The sequence below is a fragment of the Candidatus Acidiferrales bacterium genome, from assembly GCA_036514995.1.
In the GTDB taxonomy this organism is placed as follows: domain Bacteria; phylum Acidobacteriota; class Terriglobia; order Acidiferrales; family DATBWB01; genus DATBWB01.
The window spans coordinates 82,412-98,449 of record DATBWB010000062.1; the positions used below are offsets into that span (position 1 = coordinate 82,412).

20 protein-coding genes and 1 tRNA gene are annotated in these 16,038 nt (G+C 58.3%); 11 read left to right on the plus strand and 10 right to left on the minus strand.

Going from position 1 to position 16,038, the window contains the following annotated elements; genetic code table 11:
- Positions 1 to 8: 8 nt before the first annotated feature.
- Entirely contained in the window at positions 9 to 1,004 is a 996-nt protein-coding gene (locus VIH17_04695) for a VWA domain-containing protein (protein ID HEY4682532.1), read from the minus strand.
- A 150-nt stretch (positions 1,005 to 1,154) separates the two neighbouring features.
- Between VIH17_04695 and kdsB the strand changes: the two genes are divergently transcribed.
- The 5 genes from kdsB (at position 1,155) to VIH17_04720 (ending at position 5,282) form a co-directional block, all read left to right on the plus strand.
- Positions 1,155 to 1,886: a 3-deoxy-manno-octulosonate cytidylyltransferase gene (gene kdsB, locus VIH17_04700; protein HEY4682533.1), complete on the plus strand. Its 732-nt coding sequence runs from the start codon at positions 1,155 to 1,157 to the stop codon at positions 1,884 to 1,886.
- A gap of 64 nt (positions 1,887 to 1,950) precedes the next feature.
- The gene (locus tag VIH17_04705) at positions 1,951 to 3,633 is read left to right on the plus strand and encodes a CTP synthase (protein HEY4682534.1); all 1,683 of its coding nucleotides are present in this window, start codon (positions 1,951 to 1,953) and stop codon (positions 3,631 to 3,633) included.
- Positions 3,634 to 3,647: 14 nt separating this feature from the next.
- Entirely contained in the window at positions 3,648 to 4,490 is an 843-nt protein-coding gene (gene kdsA / locus VIH17_04710; GenBank protein HEY4682535.1) for a 3-deoxy-8-phosphooctulonate synthase, read from the plus strand.
- 86 nt (positions 4,491 to 4,576) lie between these two features.
- Positions 4,577 to 5,149: an HAD family hydrolase gene (locus tag VIH17_04715; GenBank protein ID HEY4682536.1), complete on the plus strand. Its 573-nt coding sequence runs from the start codon at positions 4,577 to 4,579 to the stop codon at positions 5,147 to 5,149.
- A 58-nt stretch (positions 5,150 to 5,207) separates the two neighbouring features.
- Positions 5,208 to 5,282: transfer RNA gene (locus tag VIH17_04720), tRNA-Gly, on the plus strand.
- Between the two features lie 4 nt (positions 5,283 to 5,286).
- Here the strand turns inward: VIH17_04720 and VIH17_04725 are convergent.
- Positions 5,287 to 5,811 carry an SRPBCC family protein gene (locus VIH17_04725; protein ID HEY4682537.1) on the minus strand — a complete coding sequence of 175 codons (525 nt, stop codon included), beginning with the start codon at positions 5,809 to 5,811 and terminating at the stop codon, positions 5,287 to 5,289.
- Positions 5,812 to 6,079: 268 nt separating this feature from the next.
- Positions 6,080 to 6,706 (minus strand): hypothetical protein, encoded by a 627-nt coding sequence (locus VIH17_04730; GenBank protein HEY4682538.1) that lies wholly within the window; start codon positions 6,704 to 6,706, stop codon positions 6,080 to 6,082.
- Positions 6,707 to 6,883: 177 nt separating this feature from the next.
- On the opposite strand from VIH17_04730, the gene VIH17_04735 reads away from it, so the two are divergent.
- On the plus strand, positions 6,884 to 7,006 hold the full coding sequence (locus VIH17_04735; GenBank protein ID HEY4682539.1) for a hypothetical protein: 123 nt from the start codon (positions 6,884 to 6,886) through the stop codon (positions 7,004 to 7,006).
- Between the two features lie 117 nt (positions 7,007 to 7,123).
- Here the strand turns inward: VIH17_04735 and VIH17_04740 are convergent, their stop codons facing one another.
- The 3 genes from VIH17_04740 to VIH17_04750 all read right to left on the minus strand — a co-directional run bounded on the left by VIH17_04740 (position 7,124) and on the right by VIH17_04750 (position 8,478).
- Entirely contained in the window at positions 7,124 to 7,735 is a 612-nt protein-coding gene (locus VIH17_04740) for a CPBP family glutamic-type intramembrane protease (GenBank protein ID HEY4682540.1), read from the minus strand.
- Positions 7,736 to 7,778: 43 nt separating this feature from the next.
- On the minus strand, positions 7,779 to 7,997 hold the full coding sequence (locus VIH17_04745) for a hypothetical protein (protein HEY4682541.1): 219 nt from the start codon (positions 7,995 to 7,997) through the stop codon (positions 7,779 to 7,781).
- A 118-nt stretch (positions 7,998 to 8,115) separates the two neighbouring features.
- Positions 8,116 to 8,478 (minus strand): hypothetical protein, encoded by a 363-nt coding sequence (locus tag VIH17_04750; GenBank protein HEY4682542.1) that lies wholly within the window; start codon positions 8,476 to 8,478, stop codon positions 8,116 to 8,118.
- On the opposite strand from VIH17_04750, the gene VIH17_04755 reads away from it, so the two are divergent.
- Complete coding sequence (locus VIH17_04755) at positions 8,472 to 8,705, plus strand: hypothetical protein (GenBank protein ID HEY4682543.1); 234 nt, start codon at positions 8,472 to 8,474, stop codon at positions 8,703 to 8,705. The genes VIH17_04750 and VIH17_04755 overlap by 7 nt on opposite strands.
- A 72-nt stretch (positions 8,706 to 8,777) precedes the next feature.
- Here VIH17_04755 and VIH17_04760 read toward each other — a convergent pair whose 3' ends face one another.
- From VIH17_04760 to VIH17_04770, 3 genes are all read right to left on the minus strand, one after another.
- Complete coding sequence (locus tag VIH17_04760; GenBank protein ID HEY4682544.1) at positions 8,778 to 9,509, minus strand: DUF2238 domain-containing protein; 732 nt, start codon at positions 9,507 to 9,509, stop codon at positions 8,778 to 8,780.
- Between the two features lie 41 nt (positions 9,510 to 9,550).
- A complete protein-coding gene (locus VIH17_04765) occupies positions 9,551 to 10,141 on the minus strand; it encodes a hypothetical protein (GenBank protein ID HEY4682545.1) in 591 nt (196 codons plus the stop codon).
- A 345-nt stretch (positions 10,142 to 10,486) separates the two neighbouring features.
- A complete protein-coding gene (locus VIH17_04770) occupies positions 10,487 to 11,803 on the minus strand; it encodes a PLP-dependent transferase (protein HEY4682546.1) in 1,317 nt (438 codons plus the stop codon).
- Between the two features lie 135 nt (positions 11,804 to 11,938).
- Between VIH17_04770 and VIH17_04775 the strand changes: the two genes are divergently transcribed.
- The gene (locus VIH17_04775) at positions 11,939 to 12,754 is read left to right on the plus strand and encodes a hypothetical protein (GenBank protein HEY4682547.1); all 816 of its coding nucleotides are present in this window, start codon (positions 11,939 to 11,941) and stop codon (positions 12,752 to 12,754) included.
- A 111-nt stretch (positions 12,755 to 12,865) separates the two neighbouring features.
- On the plus strand, positions 12,866 to 13,255 hold the full coding sequence (locus VIH17_04780) for an ACT domain-containing protein (protein ID HEY4682548.1): 390 nt from the start codon (positions 12,866 to 12,868) through the stop codon (positions 13,253 to 13,255).
- An 18-nt stretch (positions 13,256 to 13,273) separates the two neighbouring features.
- Here VIH17_04780 and VIH17_04785 read toward each other — a convergent pair whose 3' ends face one another.
- Positions 13,274 to 13,930 (minus strand): XRE family transcriptional regulator, encoded by a 657-nt coding sequence (locus VIH17_04785; GenBank protein ID HEY4682549.1) that lies wholly within the window; start codon positions 13,928 to 13,930, stop codon positions 13,274 to 13,276.
- A 346-nt stretch (positions 13,931 to 14,276) separates the two neighbouring features.
- Between VIH17_04785 and VIH17_04790 the strand changes: the two genes are divergently transcribed.
- Positions 14,277 to 14,450, plus strand: coding sequence for a hypothetical protein (locus VIH17_04790; protein HEY4682550.1), 174 nt, complete (start codon positions 14,277 to 14,279; stop codon positions 14,448 to 14,450).
- Between the two features lie 598 nt (positions 14,451 to 15,048).
- Positions 15,049 to 15,372, plus strand: coding sequence for a hypothetical protein (locus VIH17_04795; GenBank protein HEY4682551.1), 324 nt, complete (start codon positions 15,049 to 15,051; stop codon positions 15,370 to 15,372).
- Positions 15,373 to 16,038: the final 666 nt, after the last annotated feature.

Genomic DNA, 16,038 nt, shown 5'->3' on the forward strand with positions numbered 1-16,038 from the left:
CAAGAAGGCTATTCTGTCGGTGCATAGTAACCTGTCTTCGCGTAGACGTTCAGGGGAGGCAGCCCAGGGGGTGGAAGTAGTTTAACCCGAATCTTACGCCATCGTCCATCCCTGGCGCGATTGTGTGGGCGATAGCCGATGACGTATTGGTTACGGAGTTCAATACTGATCTTGGTGGCCACGTCCGGGAGATCATCAATGTTCTGCACAGCAAAGCTTCTTCCGCCCGTCGTCTCCGTCAGGCTGCTGAGAAGCATCGGGCCGGTGACTTCTTCCGAGGTTGGTCGGGTCCCGATGGGATTGAAGATGCCAATGCTGTAGAGCTGCACGTCCGATTCCTTTACAAACCGCTTGATGTCGTTCTCATTGTAGCGGCTGTGGTTATCTCCCCCATCCGATATGATGAGGAGAGCGCGGCGGGCGTTGTGCGCGCTGCGCATCTGGTTGAGACCCAGGTAGATGCCGTCGAGCAAGGCGGTTCGGCCCTTTGCTCGAGTAAACATGAGCCTGCTTTGCACTTCTTCCACGCTGCTGGTGAAAGAGGTTTGCTGAACAGCTCGATCGGAAAAGGTGACGAGAAAGAACTCGTCGGCGGGATTGGCGGTCTTGAGAAATTGCAAAGCGGCCATGCGAGATTTATCGAGCTTATTGGACATGCTGCCACTTACATCGAAGATAACGCCCAGAGATATGGGCACGTCTTCGCTGCTAAAATGGAGAATGTCCTGCTCCCCCTGGTCTTCAAGAACCTTGAAATTTTCTTTTTCCAAGCCGGTCACCAAGCGGTTGAAAGGGTCAGTGACAGTCACATTGACGAGCACCAAGTCCACGTCCACGCGGATAGTGCGGCCAGAACGTGAAGACGACCTTTCCGAAAGAGGGCCGGGCATGGCCTGGACGGCTGCCGCGGGAGGATCATCAGCCAAAAGGAAAGGCGGCGTGAGGAGACAAACGAGAAGAAAGAAGGAGAGGCCAGCGAGCACAAAGACCGTTCGAGCTTTCATAGCGGGTGGCAGCTCGGCGGTCCGAGTGGCAAAATAGCGGCCAGTTGCCTGTCCGTGGCCCTCAGATTTCCGCTGCCAGCCGATTGTAGCACAACGAACTCGGGTGTGGTAGCATCTATTCCCGGATAAAATGCCTGTCAGGATGCAAGCGTGAGTCCGCTGACCGTCCTGGCCGTGATTCCGGCCCGCTACGATTCCTCCCGCTTTCCGGGGAAACCACTGGCTTCCATCTGCGGCAAGAGCATGATTCAGCGGGTCCATGAGAGGGTGGCCCGGGCCCGCCTGCCCAACCAGTTGCTTGTGGCCACGGACGATCTGAGGATCGCGCAGGAGGTAGAATCCTTTGGTGGAAGGGCGGTGATGACGAAGGCCACGCACCGATCGGGGAGCGAACGAGTGGCGGAGGTGGCGGCGACCCGCTCCTGCGACCTAGTCGTCAACATTCAAGGCGACGAACCGCTGATCAAGCCGGAAGCCATTGACCTGGCGATCGAGCGGCTTTTGCAAGGAAAGGAGTTTGAGGTCAGCACGCTCGTGACGCGGATGCGAAATATGGACGAAGTTCAAGCTCCGGGCGTGGTAAAAGTGGTGACGGATATAAGCGGTGGGGCTATCTATTTCTCCCGGTCGGCCATTCCGTATTCGCACTCAGGGAGCGGAATCTTCTTCAAGCATATTGGGCTGTACGTGTATCGCCGCGCTTTTCTGTTGCAATATCCCCAGCTTCCCCGCGGCAGACTGGAAGAGGAGGAAGGTCTTGAGCAACTGCGTATTCTGGAGAACGGATACCGCATCCTAGCGGTCGAGACCGATTGGGACGCGATCAGCGTAGATTCGCCGGAAGATTTGGCGCGAGTGGAAGAGCAGTTGAAGGGGGGTTGAGTGAGGAGGGGTGGGCGGTGGATTTCGAACTCGGTGTGAGGGGAGGTCGAAAAAGAGCATGAGTGTGAAGTACATTTTCATAACGGGCGGGGTGGTTTCCTCCTTGGGAAAGGGTCTGGCAGCGTCGTCACTCGGCGCGCTGCTGGAGAGCCGAGGGTTGCGCGTTACGCTTCAGAAGTTCGATCCGTATCTGAATGTTGATCCGGGGACGATGAGCCCGTATCAGCACGGCGAAGTCTATGTCACCGATGACGGTGCCGAGACGGACCTCGACCTCGGCCACTACGAGCGCTTCACCCACGCTCGGTTGACGCGGGAACACAATTGGACGACTGGCCGGATTTACGAAGCGATCATCGCCAAGGAACGGCGCGGAGACTATCTGGGCAACACGGTGCAGGTGATTCCCCACGTGACCAACGAAATCAAGGCGGCGATCAAGAAAGTGTCGCAAGACGTGGACGTGGTGATTGCTGAGATTGGAGGCACGGTGGGAGACATCGAATCACAACCCTTCCTTGAAGCCATCCGGCAGATGCGCCACGAGCTGGGAAGAGAGAATACGGCTTTCGTGCACGTCACGCTCGTGCCGCATATTCGCACTGCCGGGGAGCTGAAAACCAAGCCCACGCAACATAGCGTCAAGGAACTGCGCGCCATCGGCATCCAACCGGATATCCTGCTCTGTCGAACGGATCGGTCTATGCCGCGGGAGGTCAAGTCAAAGATCGCGCTGTTTTGCAACTTGGATGAAGAGGGTGTGATTACGGCAAAGGACGTTGGATCGATCTATGAGGTACCGCTGGTCCTGGCCGAGGAAGGCGTGGATGAGCAGCTCTTGAAGCTGCTGCGCATGGAAGCGGGCCCGCGTGACCTGAGGGCTTGGGAAGAACTTGCGCGCAACATTGGCAATCCCTCAGGTCGGGTGACGATCGGCGTGGTTGGCAAGTACGTTGAACTAAAAGACGCTTACAAGAGCCTGACGGAGGCGCTCATCCACGGTGGCGTGGCCCATCACCTGGCGACCGATATCGCCTGGATTGAAGCCGAGGGCGTCGAGGAAGGGAATTGGGAGCGACAACTGGAAGACCTTGATGGCATTCTGGTGCCCGGGGGCTTCGGCAAGCGCGGCATCGCCGGCATGATCAACGCCATTCAGTACGCCCGCGAGCAGAAGGTGCCCTTTTTCGGAATTTGCCTGGGAATGCAGTGTGCGGTGATCGAATACGCGCGCCACGTATGCGGGCTCAAAGGCGCGGATAGTTCTGAATTTGACCCGTCAACGCCGCATCGGGTGATCTACAAGTTGCGCGAATTGAGAGGCATTGACGATCTGGGTGGCACCATGCGATTGGGCGCGTGGCCATGCAAAATAGAGCACGGCTCGTTTGCCCACCGGGCATATGGGACATTGGAAATTTCGGAACGGCACCGTCACCGCTACGAATTCAACCGGGAGTACGAAGATACGCTGGTAGGGCAGGGGCTGAAAATTACCGGCGCGACGGCGGACGGGACGTACGTCGAGATTGTCGAGCTGGAAGACTCGCCCTGGTTTCTCGGATGTCAATTCCATCCCGAGTTCAAGTCCAAGCCCTTTGACCCGCATCCGCTCTTCAAGGCTTTTGTGGGGGCAGCGCGGGAATTCGGCAAGGGCAAATCTCTCGCCGCTGGATCGAAGATGTCCTTTCATCGACCGCAGAGAACGACAGCGTTCACCCAGCGTCCCGACCCAGCAAGATCCTAGCTGAGGAATGGAGAATGACGGAGGTCCGGGAAATCCGGGTGAGGAACGTCAGGATAGGAGGCGGGCAGCCTCTTTTCTTGATTGCGGGGCCTTGCGTGATCGAATCGGAAGCCCACGCGCGCATGGTTGCCGAGAACGTGGCGGAGATATCTGCCGAAGCGGGCATGCCTTTGATTTTCAAAGCATCGTATGACAAGGCGAATCGTTCTTCCATTCGTTCCTACCGGGGTCCCGGCCTGAAAGAAGGGTTAAGAATTCTCAAGGGGATCAAGCAATCTTTTGGTCTGCCGGTGCTTGCCGACGTGCACGAAGTTTGCCAAGTTGGTCCGGCGGCTGAAGTTTGTGACGTCATTCAGATACCCGCCTTCCTGTGCCGACAGACGGATCTTCTGCTGGCGGCAGGAAAGAGCGGCGCGGTGGTGAATATCAAGAAGGGCCAGTTTGTTTCCCCCTGGGAAATGAAATTGGCGGCTGAAAAAGTGAGCAGCACGGGGAATGACAAGATTATTTTGACGGAACGCGGCACAAGTTTCGGTTACCAAAATCTTGTGGTGGATGTGCGAGCGTTTCCGATTCTGCGACAGTTTGGCTATCCGGTTGTATTCGATGTGACGCACTCGCTACAACTTCCCGGGGGCGAAGTCGAGAGGAGCGGTGGCCAGCCGGAGTTTATTGAGCCCCTGGCGCGAGCGGGCGTGGCCGCCGGCGTGGACGGGCTTTTTTTGGAGGTGCACGACGCCCCGGCTGCCGCCCTCTCCGACGGGACCAGTGCATTGCCTCTTGGCCAGTTGCGAGGTCTGCTGGGGAAGCTGGTGGAGTTGGGCCGAACCGTGCGTGGCTGGGAGCGAGGGCAGTGAGGGAATGACCCCAGTGGCGGAAGGCCTCTCTTCCCTGTGCCCGAGAACGGCACGGTTAAGGCCGTGGCCTGAGAAGAAAGCAGGCAATGCCAAAGTCCAAAGCTAAAATCGCACGACGGGCGAAAGAAATCAAGCTGCTGCTGATGGATGCGGACGGCGTGCTGACTGACGGCCGCATTTACCTTGTGCCTCTTAGCGAGGGGAGGGTGGCGGAGGCAAAGGTCTTTCACTCGCTGGACGGAGCCGGTCTGAAGCTGATCCGACGAGCTGGCATCCGAACCGGGGTGATTACCGGCCGGCGCTCGGAGGCTATGGAACGGCGGGCACGCGAGTTGAAGATGGATTTTGTGAGCCAGGGTGTAGAAGACAAGACGAAGGCGCTCGGCGAGATTTTGCGGACGAGCGGGGTGACGCCAAAAGAGGTGGCCTATGTGGGGGACGATCTGGGCGATTTGGGGCCGATGAAGATTGTGGGTTTGCCCATGGCGGTGCCCAACGCGGTTCCAGAGGTAAGACGGGCGGCCGCCTACGTAACTCGTCTGGCAGGCGGGCAGGGAGCCTTGCGCGAAGTGGTCGAGCTAATTCTCCGAAGCCAGGGGAAGTGGAATAGGCTTGCGGCAGCGCTGTCGGGCCAGGATTCCAGGGGCCGCCTGCGCTAACGCTGGCGGGGTACAGGGTTGCTTTCCAGAATGATTTTCGCTTATGCTCAGACGCAGAGCGGGAGTAGTTCAGCGGTAGAACGCGAGCTTCCCAAGCTCGATGTCGCGGGTTCGATTCCCGTCTCCCGCTCCAAGGTCTATTTCTCGGGCTTCGGCTCTTCGCCAAACTTCTTCCCGACCATCGCAAGGTACCGATCAATCGTCGCCGTATGGCCGATGATGAAACGAGACACAAAGCGAAAGATCGGATTATAAACCTCGCCGTTCTCCATCACCGTAACCCTGCTGCCAGGATCGAATTTTTCGCGCTCAATAGTCCAACTGCCGCCGAACGGGAGGCTCTTATCGGCGATCCGCCTTACCAACCGGTGGGGCGGGATGGCCTCGACGGTCTCCAGTGTCATAACCTCTCCATTTTTGAAGACCTCGCGCCACAAGGCATGGCCGTTCACATCAGGGAGTTGTTCCACACGGGCCAAGTCGGAGCGCCAGGACGGCTCGGCGGGGTGGTTTGTCAAGAACTCCCAAAGCGTCTCTGGCGATTGGTTAAAGCGCACGGTGCGAGAAGCGAGGTGGTTCTTGGGGAGAAGGGCACCAATAAGGGCAACAACGGCAATGAGACCCACCGAAACGGCGACTGCAATCAAGACCCATTTTTTCATGGTTGGCTCCTCATGGAGACGGCTGCACGCGGTTCGGTGGCTGTGGTCATCTCCACTATCCGCTGGGGGAGACTGGAGAAGGATGGAACCGCGAGATCATACATTCGAAGCTCGAAAAGGGAAACGCGAAAGTCGAAAAGCGTCCGCCAGCGGATAACCCGGACAGGATTGCGGATGGAATTCTGCTGGGGACACGGTATCGATTGCAAAGCGATGGTTGCCCTCAGGGGTGCTGCCTTGTGATTTCACACACGAGATTTCAGGGTGGCTAAGGTTTGTTATCAGGCCGGGGTTCGATCGAGAAATCGAAGCCGCGGTCGCGGTTCATCTGCACCGTGGTATCGAGATCCACGAGGTCAAGCGGGACGGAGTTGAGGGCGCCGTAGGAAGTAACGTAGTAGATACGACCGTTCTGGATGCGGTAGTCGGTGAGACCGTAGATGGAATGATCCTTGAAGACGAGCAAGAAAAGAGGAGGAGAAGGTCGAGGTGCGGGATTGTAACCGGCTTGCGACCCTGGAGCAAAATTTGAGGCCACAAATTCGGTCGCAGCCAGCCTGCCAGGAGGCGAATCGTCAAGGATAAGGCCATTGTCGAAAAGAAAGGGCGAGCCGTTGATAAAGCCCGGGGTGAAGAAGACGATGCAGGTGGGGAAGAATGGGACGAACGGGAAAAAGGAATGGCGCCGGTGATGGAAGAAGAAGCCCTGTGAAACGAGAGGACCACCGAAGAAGCAGTGGCGGCAGGGGGAGAAGAAGGCATTAAAATGGAAAGCAAAAAAGTTCTGATGGGGGAAGCGTGTAAAAGGAAAGTCGCGATTAACGACAGCGGAATGGAAAGAGTCAAAGCCCAACCCGGGCGGGACAAAGGTGGTGATGCCACTGAATCCGGTCACTTGCGTCTGGGAGGGCAGAATGGTTCCGCCAGGATGCGCGGCAAAGATCCCAGAAGGGGCGCCGGCAAAGGAGCGCGAGGGAGCAGGCCGCGCTGCGAACTGGCGGGTGGAATGGGCACCGGGAGCTGGAACGCCTGAAAATCCCTGATGGCGAGAAAAAGCGCGAGGAGCGGAGAGGTGACCACGACTCTGGCTGCCAAGCGCCTGGCCGCCGGGGCGACCGCCGGAGCCCGTTATCCCACTGAAGCCCCGCCCCGAACCTTGACCGCTGGCGGGAGAGGCGGTCAGGAAAAGGAGTAAAGCGAGGGAGGATGCCAAAAATATCTTGCGCATCGCTGGCCTCCCGAGACGATTAGAGTGTGGCAGCGACGTGGAGCGTATGTCGAGTGAAGGAACCCCGCTCGAGTGTCGCCTGCCTTACAAGGGCCAGTAATAGCCCGGACCTACACGTAGATTATGATGCAAAGCGCGCGAAAAGCAAGACGGCACGGCTGAGCCGAGAAGAGCTTGCGCCGCGGCAAGAGGAATGATGTTGCGATGGCGGGCGAAGACGTCAGCCATGAAATAGCCGCCGACGAAGGTCAAAGGCAGCAGAACCGGATTTGGCCAATGAAAGGATGCAAAGAGGATTGCGATAAGGAAGGAAGAGAGACGGCGGTTTACCACCAGGAAAATCAGCCGGTTGTTAAAAAAGGATTGGAGGCCGAACTGCTGAAAGAGGCACCAAGCAAAGTAACGTCCCAGGCGGTGAAGTCCGGCCGAGTCAAGTGATGGAAGGTGGAGCGTGCCGAGCAGCGCGCCGACAACGACCTGAGCGCCAAGGAGGAGAAGAGTGGGCAAGAGAATAGCCCGGATGGCCGGCCAAAACATGAGGTGAGTGGTGCCCAGGGTAGCACCAGAGTCGTGATGAACGAGAATGGTCAGGAGGATAAACACAAGGATGTAAGCCGCGGAGAAGGGATAGCGGAACTGAAATTTCCAGATATAGAGGAGAAGGGCAACGTAAATGATCAGCAGCTCAGCGGCCACCAGGAGCTTCGAATGGCGGGCCTTTGTCAGAGGAACCGTAAGGTTAGTTCCGAGCATGGGAGGAATACCATTTGCGCAAGATCGCTTCGGCCGGTTTCCCCACCGGCGTATAGGAAGCGTCCGTCAGCCCGCCGCTACGGCCATGGGAAGGCCACTTCCACCAGAACATACCAGCAAACGAGGGACGTTCGAAGAAGGCACGGAAAATGGTCTCGTGGCAGTCAGCCTGCTCGCGGGACGCCCGGGGGTGATCCTCAGCCATGCCCTGCATGTCGGCAAGAGCTTTGCTGAGGGCCCTTTGAGAATAGACTACTCGAACGCTTCTCCGGTTGTATTCGCTCGAAAGATTTCCATGGAATCAACAACGCCAGAAGATTCCCTCACCGGAGGGTTGAATCAGGGCGTTCTTCACCGGCAGCAGAGACGCGGAGGGCGCGCATCAGTTCCACGGCTGCTTTGGCCGGGAGGTTATGAGGAGCCAAGAAAATCGAAACATCAACAGCCGGGAAGCCCTTGCGAATGAGGCGAACAGGCAATTGCTTCCGGATGATGTCAGGCCTATCGGTATTGATTTCGCGGAGCGTGTCGAAGACAATCTGGTGAATGACGTTCCGGAAGGGATAAGAGGCCAGAATGAGCATACCATCGTCCCAGACGGTGCGCTGGCGGGTGCCGGTGCACATCGCTTGGAGAACAGCACATTCGGTCCGAAGAAGGTATTCGGGAGGCTCGGGGGATGGCATGGGGGCTTCATAACATCCGACCGGGAGAAGCGTCAAACGAGGGGCGAAGGGAAGCGATGGGTGACGAGAAGGGCAGTTGCATGAAGTGCGGAGCGACAGAGGATTTGCGGCCGGATCCGAACATCGAAGGCATGTATTTCTGCGGGGAGTGCTGGAAAGAGAGGGAAAAGCTGGAGTGGGCACAAAAGCACGGATATGCCGACGAGTTCCAGGATGAGGATGGGTAGCCACGTGCGATGGGGGAAGCCGGTAGGATACCGAAACAGTGTCCGTTGACGCTCGCAGGCAGCCTCGCGCCTTTACTTTTCCCGGTCGCGCTCCTCGATCATCTCCCGCAACTTGACTTCCCCGAGCGGTTTTCCCTTGATAGCCAGGCTTTCCCGCCACTCCTCTCCAAAGCGACGGTTGAATTTCCAGTTGATTAACGCTACCACGCTCATCGAAGTCACCGCCCCCAGCGTCGCCATCGCCATATCTTTGTGTGCATCCCAGACGTCCCCCTGCGTGCCCAAGTAGGCTTGGCCGAGCTCACCGCCGAAGAGTCTGGCGGCGCCCCACTCAACCAGCTCGTAAAGCATGCTGAATGACATCGTCAGGTCCACCGGCAAGTAGTATCCCCAGAAGCCTTTCGCGCCGGCGATGCGCAGGAAGACTTCGCGGATGGGATAGGCGAGCAGCAGCCCGAACGAGAAGTGCACCAGCCGGTCGTAGTGGTTGCGCTCAAAGCCGAGCAGATCGTTCAGCCCGGTTCCGAACAGGCTTTGAAACCAGGCATCGTAAGGGACCAGCGCGTAGGTGTAGTGCGCACCAATGGTGTGCAAACAGAGGTGGATGAAGATGAGAGTGTAGGAGATGTTACTCAGGGGAAACCGCCGGAAGGTAAGAATGAGAAAGCCAACCCAAAGCACCGTCAGCACGTGCTCCAAGACCCAGTCTGTGAACACCCACGGCCGAATGGCCCAGGCCAGCCACCACGCCACATAGACTCCGAGCAGCCACCTGGGATAGCGCGGGTCATAGACAAATTTCACCAATTGCCCCCTCCCCAGGAAGCCAGTTACGGGCGGCACAGCTAGACCCTCTGCGGGGCCCGCCCCGCGCCTTTGGGCAGGGTGCGCGCCGCACGCCAGCAGCGCCACAACTCCTCGACGTAAGGAACCACCATCAGCGCGAACACCGCGCTGAAAATCCCGACGACGTAGTTCATGGGCAGAGGCAGCTGTTTCAGGCGAAGCGAGAAACTCTCTGCCGCGCTGCCGATACCCACGAGTGCGAGGAATTGGTCCCAGTGGAGACAAATGACCATCGAGACAATCATGAATGGGAGCACACCCAAATAGCTGTGCAGATGCCGCTCGACGACTAGAATCTGCCGCCGTGTCATCGCATAGTTGACATCCCAAATGGCCATTACCTCGTGCAGCAAGAAGGCGACGAGCATCGTCAGGATGACCAGTGCGTTGATGTTGAAGAACAATCCCAGCAGCATCGGGACTCCGATCAAAGTCAGCATAGTCGAGTGGATCAGGGATTCGGTCAGCCCACTCGTGATCTCAATGTTGGTCCGGCGGTGGCATAGGTAGTCGATGAAACCGAGCAGAATCCAAAAGGGAAGCAGGAAATAGAGGATAAAGTTTCTGCTGATCAGCGCCGTATCTTGCATTTCCCCCTCCTGTACGGCCTGGCTGCCCAGCCTTGCCCCTGGGCACGACGCCGGCCACTCCATCAGATAAGGTGTGAAAAGCTCGGATCCCCAGGAGCTGCCGCAGAGCACCTCCTAGCAGTAATGAGATTGAGCGACATAACCCCAGCAGGTTTAGAACCAGTATAGTCTCTTGCCGGAGCGGTGTAAAGCGCGATTCCCTGTGTTCAGATTCGATCCGCTCTACTCTTTTCTTTTTTCAGTTTCCAATTGTGTGCTCTTCGTCGGTCGGTCTGGGCATCGGGAATGCGAGCGAAACTCTGGCGCAGGCAGCGCAGAAAGCGAAGGCGTCGAGCTTGCGGTGTTTCAGCAGATGTGATCGAGGGCGGTGCGGATGTCCTCAATGATATCGTGCCAGTCTTCGAGGCCGAAGGAGATGCGAATGCCGCCGGGGTCGGTGCCGGTCTGAAGCTTCTCTTCGGCGGAAAGACCGGAGTGAGTCATGGAAAAAGGGATTTCGACAAGGGTTTTGATCTGGCCCAGGCTAACAGCGAGGGTCATGCAGTAGGAAAACTGGGCGACGTGGTTGGCAAAGCCATCGGCGGCCTTGCGGGCGGTTTCGTGGTCGCCCTTCAGGACAAAATAGAGCATGTGGCCGGGAGCAAACTTGCCGTCGTAGCTGACCATCTGGCGCCGAGCAAGATCGCGCTGGGGAAAACAATCGAGACCGGGATAGACGACGCGAGCAATCTTGGGGTGGGACTTCAAGAATTCGGCGACACGCATGGCGGTCTTTTGCTGGTTGACGATACGAGCGGCCAAAGTGGGAAGGCCGTAGACGAGAAAAGCCCAGGCAGCTTTGGGGGAGAGAACGCCACCGAAGTCGCGGCGGTACTGCATGAGCGGCACATAGAAAGGGGTGCCACCGATGACGACGCCACCCATGTCGGTGCCGAAGCCGCCGATGTTCTTGGTGAGACTGTGAACGACAAGATCGGCTCCGAGTTGGAGCGGGCGCTGGCAAAAAGGGGTAGCGAAGGTGTTATCGACAATGGTCGAGATGTGCCGGTCAGGCGGCCGCTTGGAATTGAATTCATCGACAACCTTGCGAACAGCGGAAATGTCGATCAGTTCCATGGTGGGATTGATAGGGGTTTCGAAATAGACGACGCGGGTACGGGGAGCGATGAGCTTGCGAAGCTGCGTGGGATGGAGGAGATCGCAATAGTCCACGGCAACGCGGAAGCGAGGCATCCAAAGGCGAAGGAGATTGTGGGTGCCACCATAGAGCATGCGATGAGCGAGGATGTGGTCGCCGGCTGAGATGTGGATGCCGAGAGCAGCGGAGATGGCGGCCATGCCGGAGGAGAAAGCGACGGCGCAGTCGCCGCCTTCGGCATAGGCAAGATTTTCTTCGAGCATGCCACGGGTAGGTTCGTCGTATCGGTCGTAAACGTAGATGGGATGCTTCACGCCAGGATCGAGCACAGCAGAGGGGAACTCAGAAAAACCCCTGGCGGCGCGCTCGACCGAGCTGAGACGGAAGGTGGTGCTGCTCGAAATGGGCGGGATGACGTGATGATCGTAGTCCCAACGTTTACTCTCGAAATTGCCGTGAATGAGATGAGTGCGCATGCGGTAGTCGCTCTTCTTGCCGCGACGAGTGCGGGCGGTTGTTTCCATGATGATCTCCCGGGCGAGGCTAGACGGGCGCGGAAGCAGAATAGCGCACCCGGTGCGAAAAGCAAACGGTAGCGACCTTGCACGTGGCGCTGGCTGCCGCTACAATTTTCTAAAAAAGAGATTTGGGAGCGGGGAGTGATCGAAAGCTTTCATCGGCTGCTACGGGGGGCGTTATGCGGCGAGGCAGCGGGCTGGCGCGGCTTGGCTGCACTGATGGGACCGACGGCCGGAGCCGTTGGGGCACACTACTTTCCTGGGATTTGGTCGAAGGAAGAGATGGCGGCAGAGGAGGTTCTGCTGGAACTTTACCGGAATGGGGCCAAGCGCCTCAGGGAGTTTCAGGGGACGGCCGAAAATGAGTTCTTGTTGTTCCTCAGGCAGATCATATGGGAGCTGGGGGAAGGGAAAGGAGGAGCGGGGGCGGCGGAGACGATGCGCCCGGAGCTATTTGAGAAATTGCTTGAGGGATTGGCCTATGTTCCAAGGCAAATCCTCGCGGTGAGCGCCAAGGGATACCAGACGAGGGAGATCGAAAAGATTCTAGAGATTGACAAGAAGCACGCCGAGGAGGTGATCGAGGCAGCCAAGGAAAAGCTAAGGGCGCTCGAAGGCGAGCGATATCGCGAGGATACGGTTTCCGGCGGATGGGCGGCACTGCGGGCAGCGCACGAAGAAGACAAGAAAGAAGGTTGTGTTTCTGACAAGACGTTTGTGAGAATCTCTGAGGGGCAAATCACGTGGCGAGAGAAGGAGGCCGCGGAGCAGCACATGGCGAGCTGTTTGTATTGTCTGGACCGCTGGACGAACTTTCAAGAGATGCGGATGTACTATTCGAGCCTGCCTCCGGCGGCCGACGGGTTTATAGAGAGCGTCGTTCGAAAGATGGGTTTCCCGACTCAGGAGAAGAAAAAATCGTTTTTAGCAAAGGTCAGCGGAATGCTCAAGAGATAACAGGGCGAGCTTGCGAAAAGGCCCAGGCGAATGTCAGATTCAAGATTTGCGGCTGCCGAGGGAATGCGTGATTCCGGGTGATGCGAGGGCTGAGCTGGAGCGGGAGGGAAGATGACGATTGCGAGGCAGCTTACGGTGATGCTTGAGAATCGGCCAGGGAAGCTGGCAGAACTGGCAAGCGAACTGGCGCGAGTGGCGGTAAACATCAGCGCCCTTATGTTGATTGACGTGAAGCCGGTGGGACCGGTGAGGATGGTGGTGAGCAACCCGGAAGCAGCACGGAAGGTTTGCGGCGTGCTTGGGTTGACGGTGGTGGAAGAGAACGTTCTCGCGATCAAGGTTTCTGACAAGCCGGGAGCGCTGGGGAAGATTACCCGAAAGCTGGCGGAGAAGGGAATCAACGTGGAGTATGCGTACGGCAGCATCGTAAAGGGGGCGGACCGGGCGTTGATTGTGCTGGGTGTTTCCGACTTGCCGGCGGCGGAAAAGGTACTGGGGTAGGCCAAGAAGGGCTGGAAATCAAGCCAACTCCCGGCCGATCCAGACGACCTGGCCCTGGATCAGATGGAGGACGTTACGACCCTTGAGCGAGACAGTGGTCGGGTCAAACCCGGCCGTGGGATTATCCGGGATGATCAAGAGGTGATCGGCCTCGAGTTTGCACCGCTTTAGAGTTCCCCCTTCATCCAAACTCACTGCGTAAATGTGGCGCAGAGAAGGTCGCCGGCGCTTGTCTTCGGCGCGGTCCACCAGGACCAAATCACCGGGGAAAATCGTCGGGAGCATGGAAGTCTCTCGTTTTCCGACACGAAGAAGGATGGGGCGAGAGAAGCGACGGAGGTACGCCCCAAGAAAGGCCCGCCAAGATTCCGGCTCATTCTCAATGGGGAGGGGTTGACCGGCAGCAACGGCGCCCCGGAGCAAAGGTACCTGGACGAAAGGCGAGTCGCGGAAGTCAGCGGGCGGGGGAGAGGCAGGCAGGTCGAGAAGGTCGTAGAGGGTAAGACCAAGGACCTCAGCGAGGCGCTGAGCATCGCGCCAGTGAAGACGAATCTCCCCGGCAAGGAGACGACTTATTCTGGACTGGGAACAATGCAGCCGGGAAGCGAGAGTGGTCTGGGACATGCGCTGGGCGGCAAGGCGAAGAAGGCGTTGCTCGAGGTCGGCGAATTTCACGGAAAGAGTGTATGCCAATCTGGCATAAATAGCAAGGGTATTCTTGCCAGAAAGGAATAGGGCGATCTATGCTATTCTGGCATTGACATCTATGCATAACTGGCATATAACAAAAACATGGCTGCTAACCGCACGGCATTGGATTGTTGGATAGCGGGGCAGGCGGGATTGAAGCTGACCGAACTGGCGAAAGAAGTGGGGATTAGCCAGGGGTACCTTTCGCGGTTGCGCTCGGGCAAAAGGCGACCGGGGCCGGGGCTGGCAGCAAGGTTAGCGGCAAGGACCGGAATCGGGGCGCTGGAACTGCTAGGACTTGGGGAGGAATGGCGGGAGAAGGGGCGGAGGAATGGCGATTGAAGGAACATGGTGCGCGGAATCAGAGGGTCCAGCGATGGCCGGGACCGGCGAGCGGACCAATGGTGTGGCAGGTGAATGCGAATGGAGCACGGAACTGGACTATCGCAGCTACGCGGCGGAGGAATTGCGGGAGCTGATAACAGGGAAAGAAGATGAAGAATGAGGTGAGGTGATGGGAATCCGGGAAGTGGCGGCGCGGCTCGGCGGGGTGCGAGTGTGGCGAGTGATGGGAAGGGCGAGCCGGAAATACTATGTGCAAAGGCAGCGGCATGCGTTCTGGTGCAATTGTGCCGACTTTTTCTTTCGGCGACGGCCGAAGAAAAGGAGCTGCAAGCACGTGAAGGCAGTGCGGCAACATTTGGCGACAACGGGGCGGGGCTGATGATCCCAAGGGGGTGGCGATGACGCCACTGAGTGCCGAGTGTCGGGTGCTGAGTAGCGAGTGAAAACTTCAACCCGACGGGCAGGACGGCGGGCAAGCGCCAAGGTTCGGGCCCCCGGCTGGCATGGGGCCGGTAGCAGGTCACGGCGATTTGTACCAAGGCGAGGAAGCGGCAAGGTCGGCGAGAAAAAGAATGCTGGCAGCGGCAATGGAACCCGTCACAGTGCTCGCGGTGGCGGGGTGCCCGGCATGTCATGGAACAGGCGAGCATTGGAACGCGCTCTGCGCTTGTGTTCTGCGCGGGGTCTTTGAAGACTGCTATAGAAGATTTCGGATTTGCGCACGGGCTAGTGGGTTCGAACGGCGAGTGAGTTTCCCCATGGTGCGCGGGCGAGACCGGCGGCGGACGTGGGAGAGGCGAACGGAGAACTACCTGTGTGACTTTGCCCTCACCGCCCGGCGCGTACTGGGGCAGGAGACAAGGCGGGGTCGGATCTTCCGCTGGCGGTACCTGTGCGGGGCGACGGTCGAGATGGTGCTCGAGCGAATCAACCGCGAGCCCCGATTGCATCGGGGCGAGCGACCGATGAGCCGCCGGGCCCTGTACGAGATGCTTGCGAAGATGGAGGCCCGGCTGGGTGAGGAATACCTGACGCTAAAGCCGCACCCGCTCTGGCCGACGTGGAAGTATTTTGGGGAGTGATGAGTGACCTCCGGCAAGAGGGCCCATATGCGATTGTCGATTTCAGAGTGGAAAGGGGAGAATCAGGATTGGGGTGTGATGCTTCCTGATGCCCTGTGCAGAAACATTTCGATGTAATTCAGGGAGATGCAAGGGGCAGGCGACGGAGGAAACGTCGGGCATGATAAGGTGGAGATAGAGGAGGCAAGGCGAGAGAAGAGAAGCCAGGCCCAGATTTGAGATTCCCGATTTCAGGTTTGCGCGGACGCGGGCGCAGGGGCCAGACGTTTATTCCGATTGGGCAGCCCGTTTGCGTCCGCAGGCAAGGCCTCACCGAGGAGAGAATTCCTCCAGCCAAAACCAAGGATGGTGCAAGCGGGAAGGAGGAGCCGTGTTGGCGAGCGAAGCGACGCGGTGCACACCGGAAGAATGGGGAGATCATCCAGGAAATCCGCGGCAGGGTTTGCCGCGGATTATGGTTTACGGGGCGAGAGGTCACGCGTGCGGACCAAGCCATAGTAGGTTTGCGAGCGGGTGTGAAGCGAGCGGACACCAGCCAAGCACGGAGGAGGATGTGGTGCGGCCGGCTGAATCGGGTGGCGGAAAGTCCTGGGAGGGGGATTGAGGACAAAGAGAGAGCAAAGCGACCGGAAGGCGGCGGGAACGCGGGCGAGGCGCAAGAAGTTC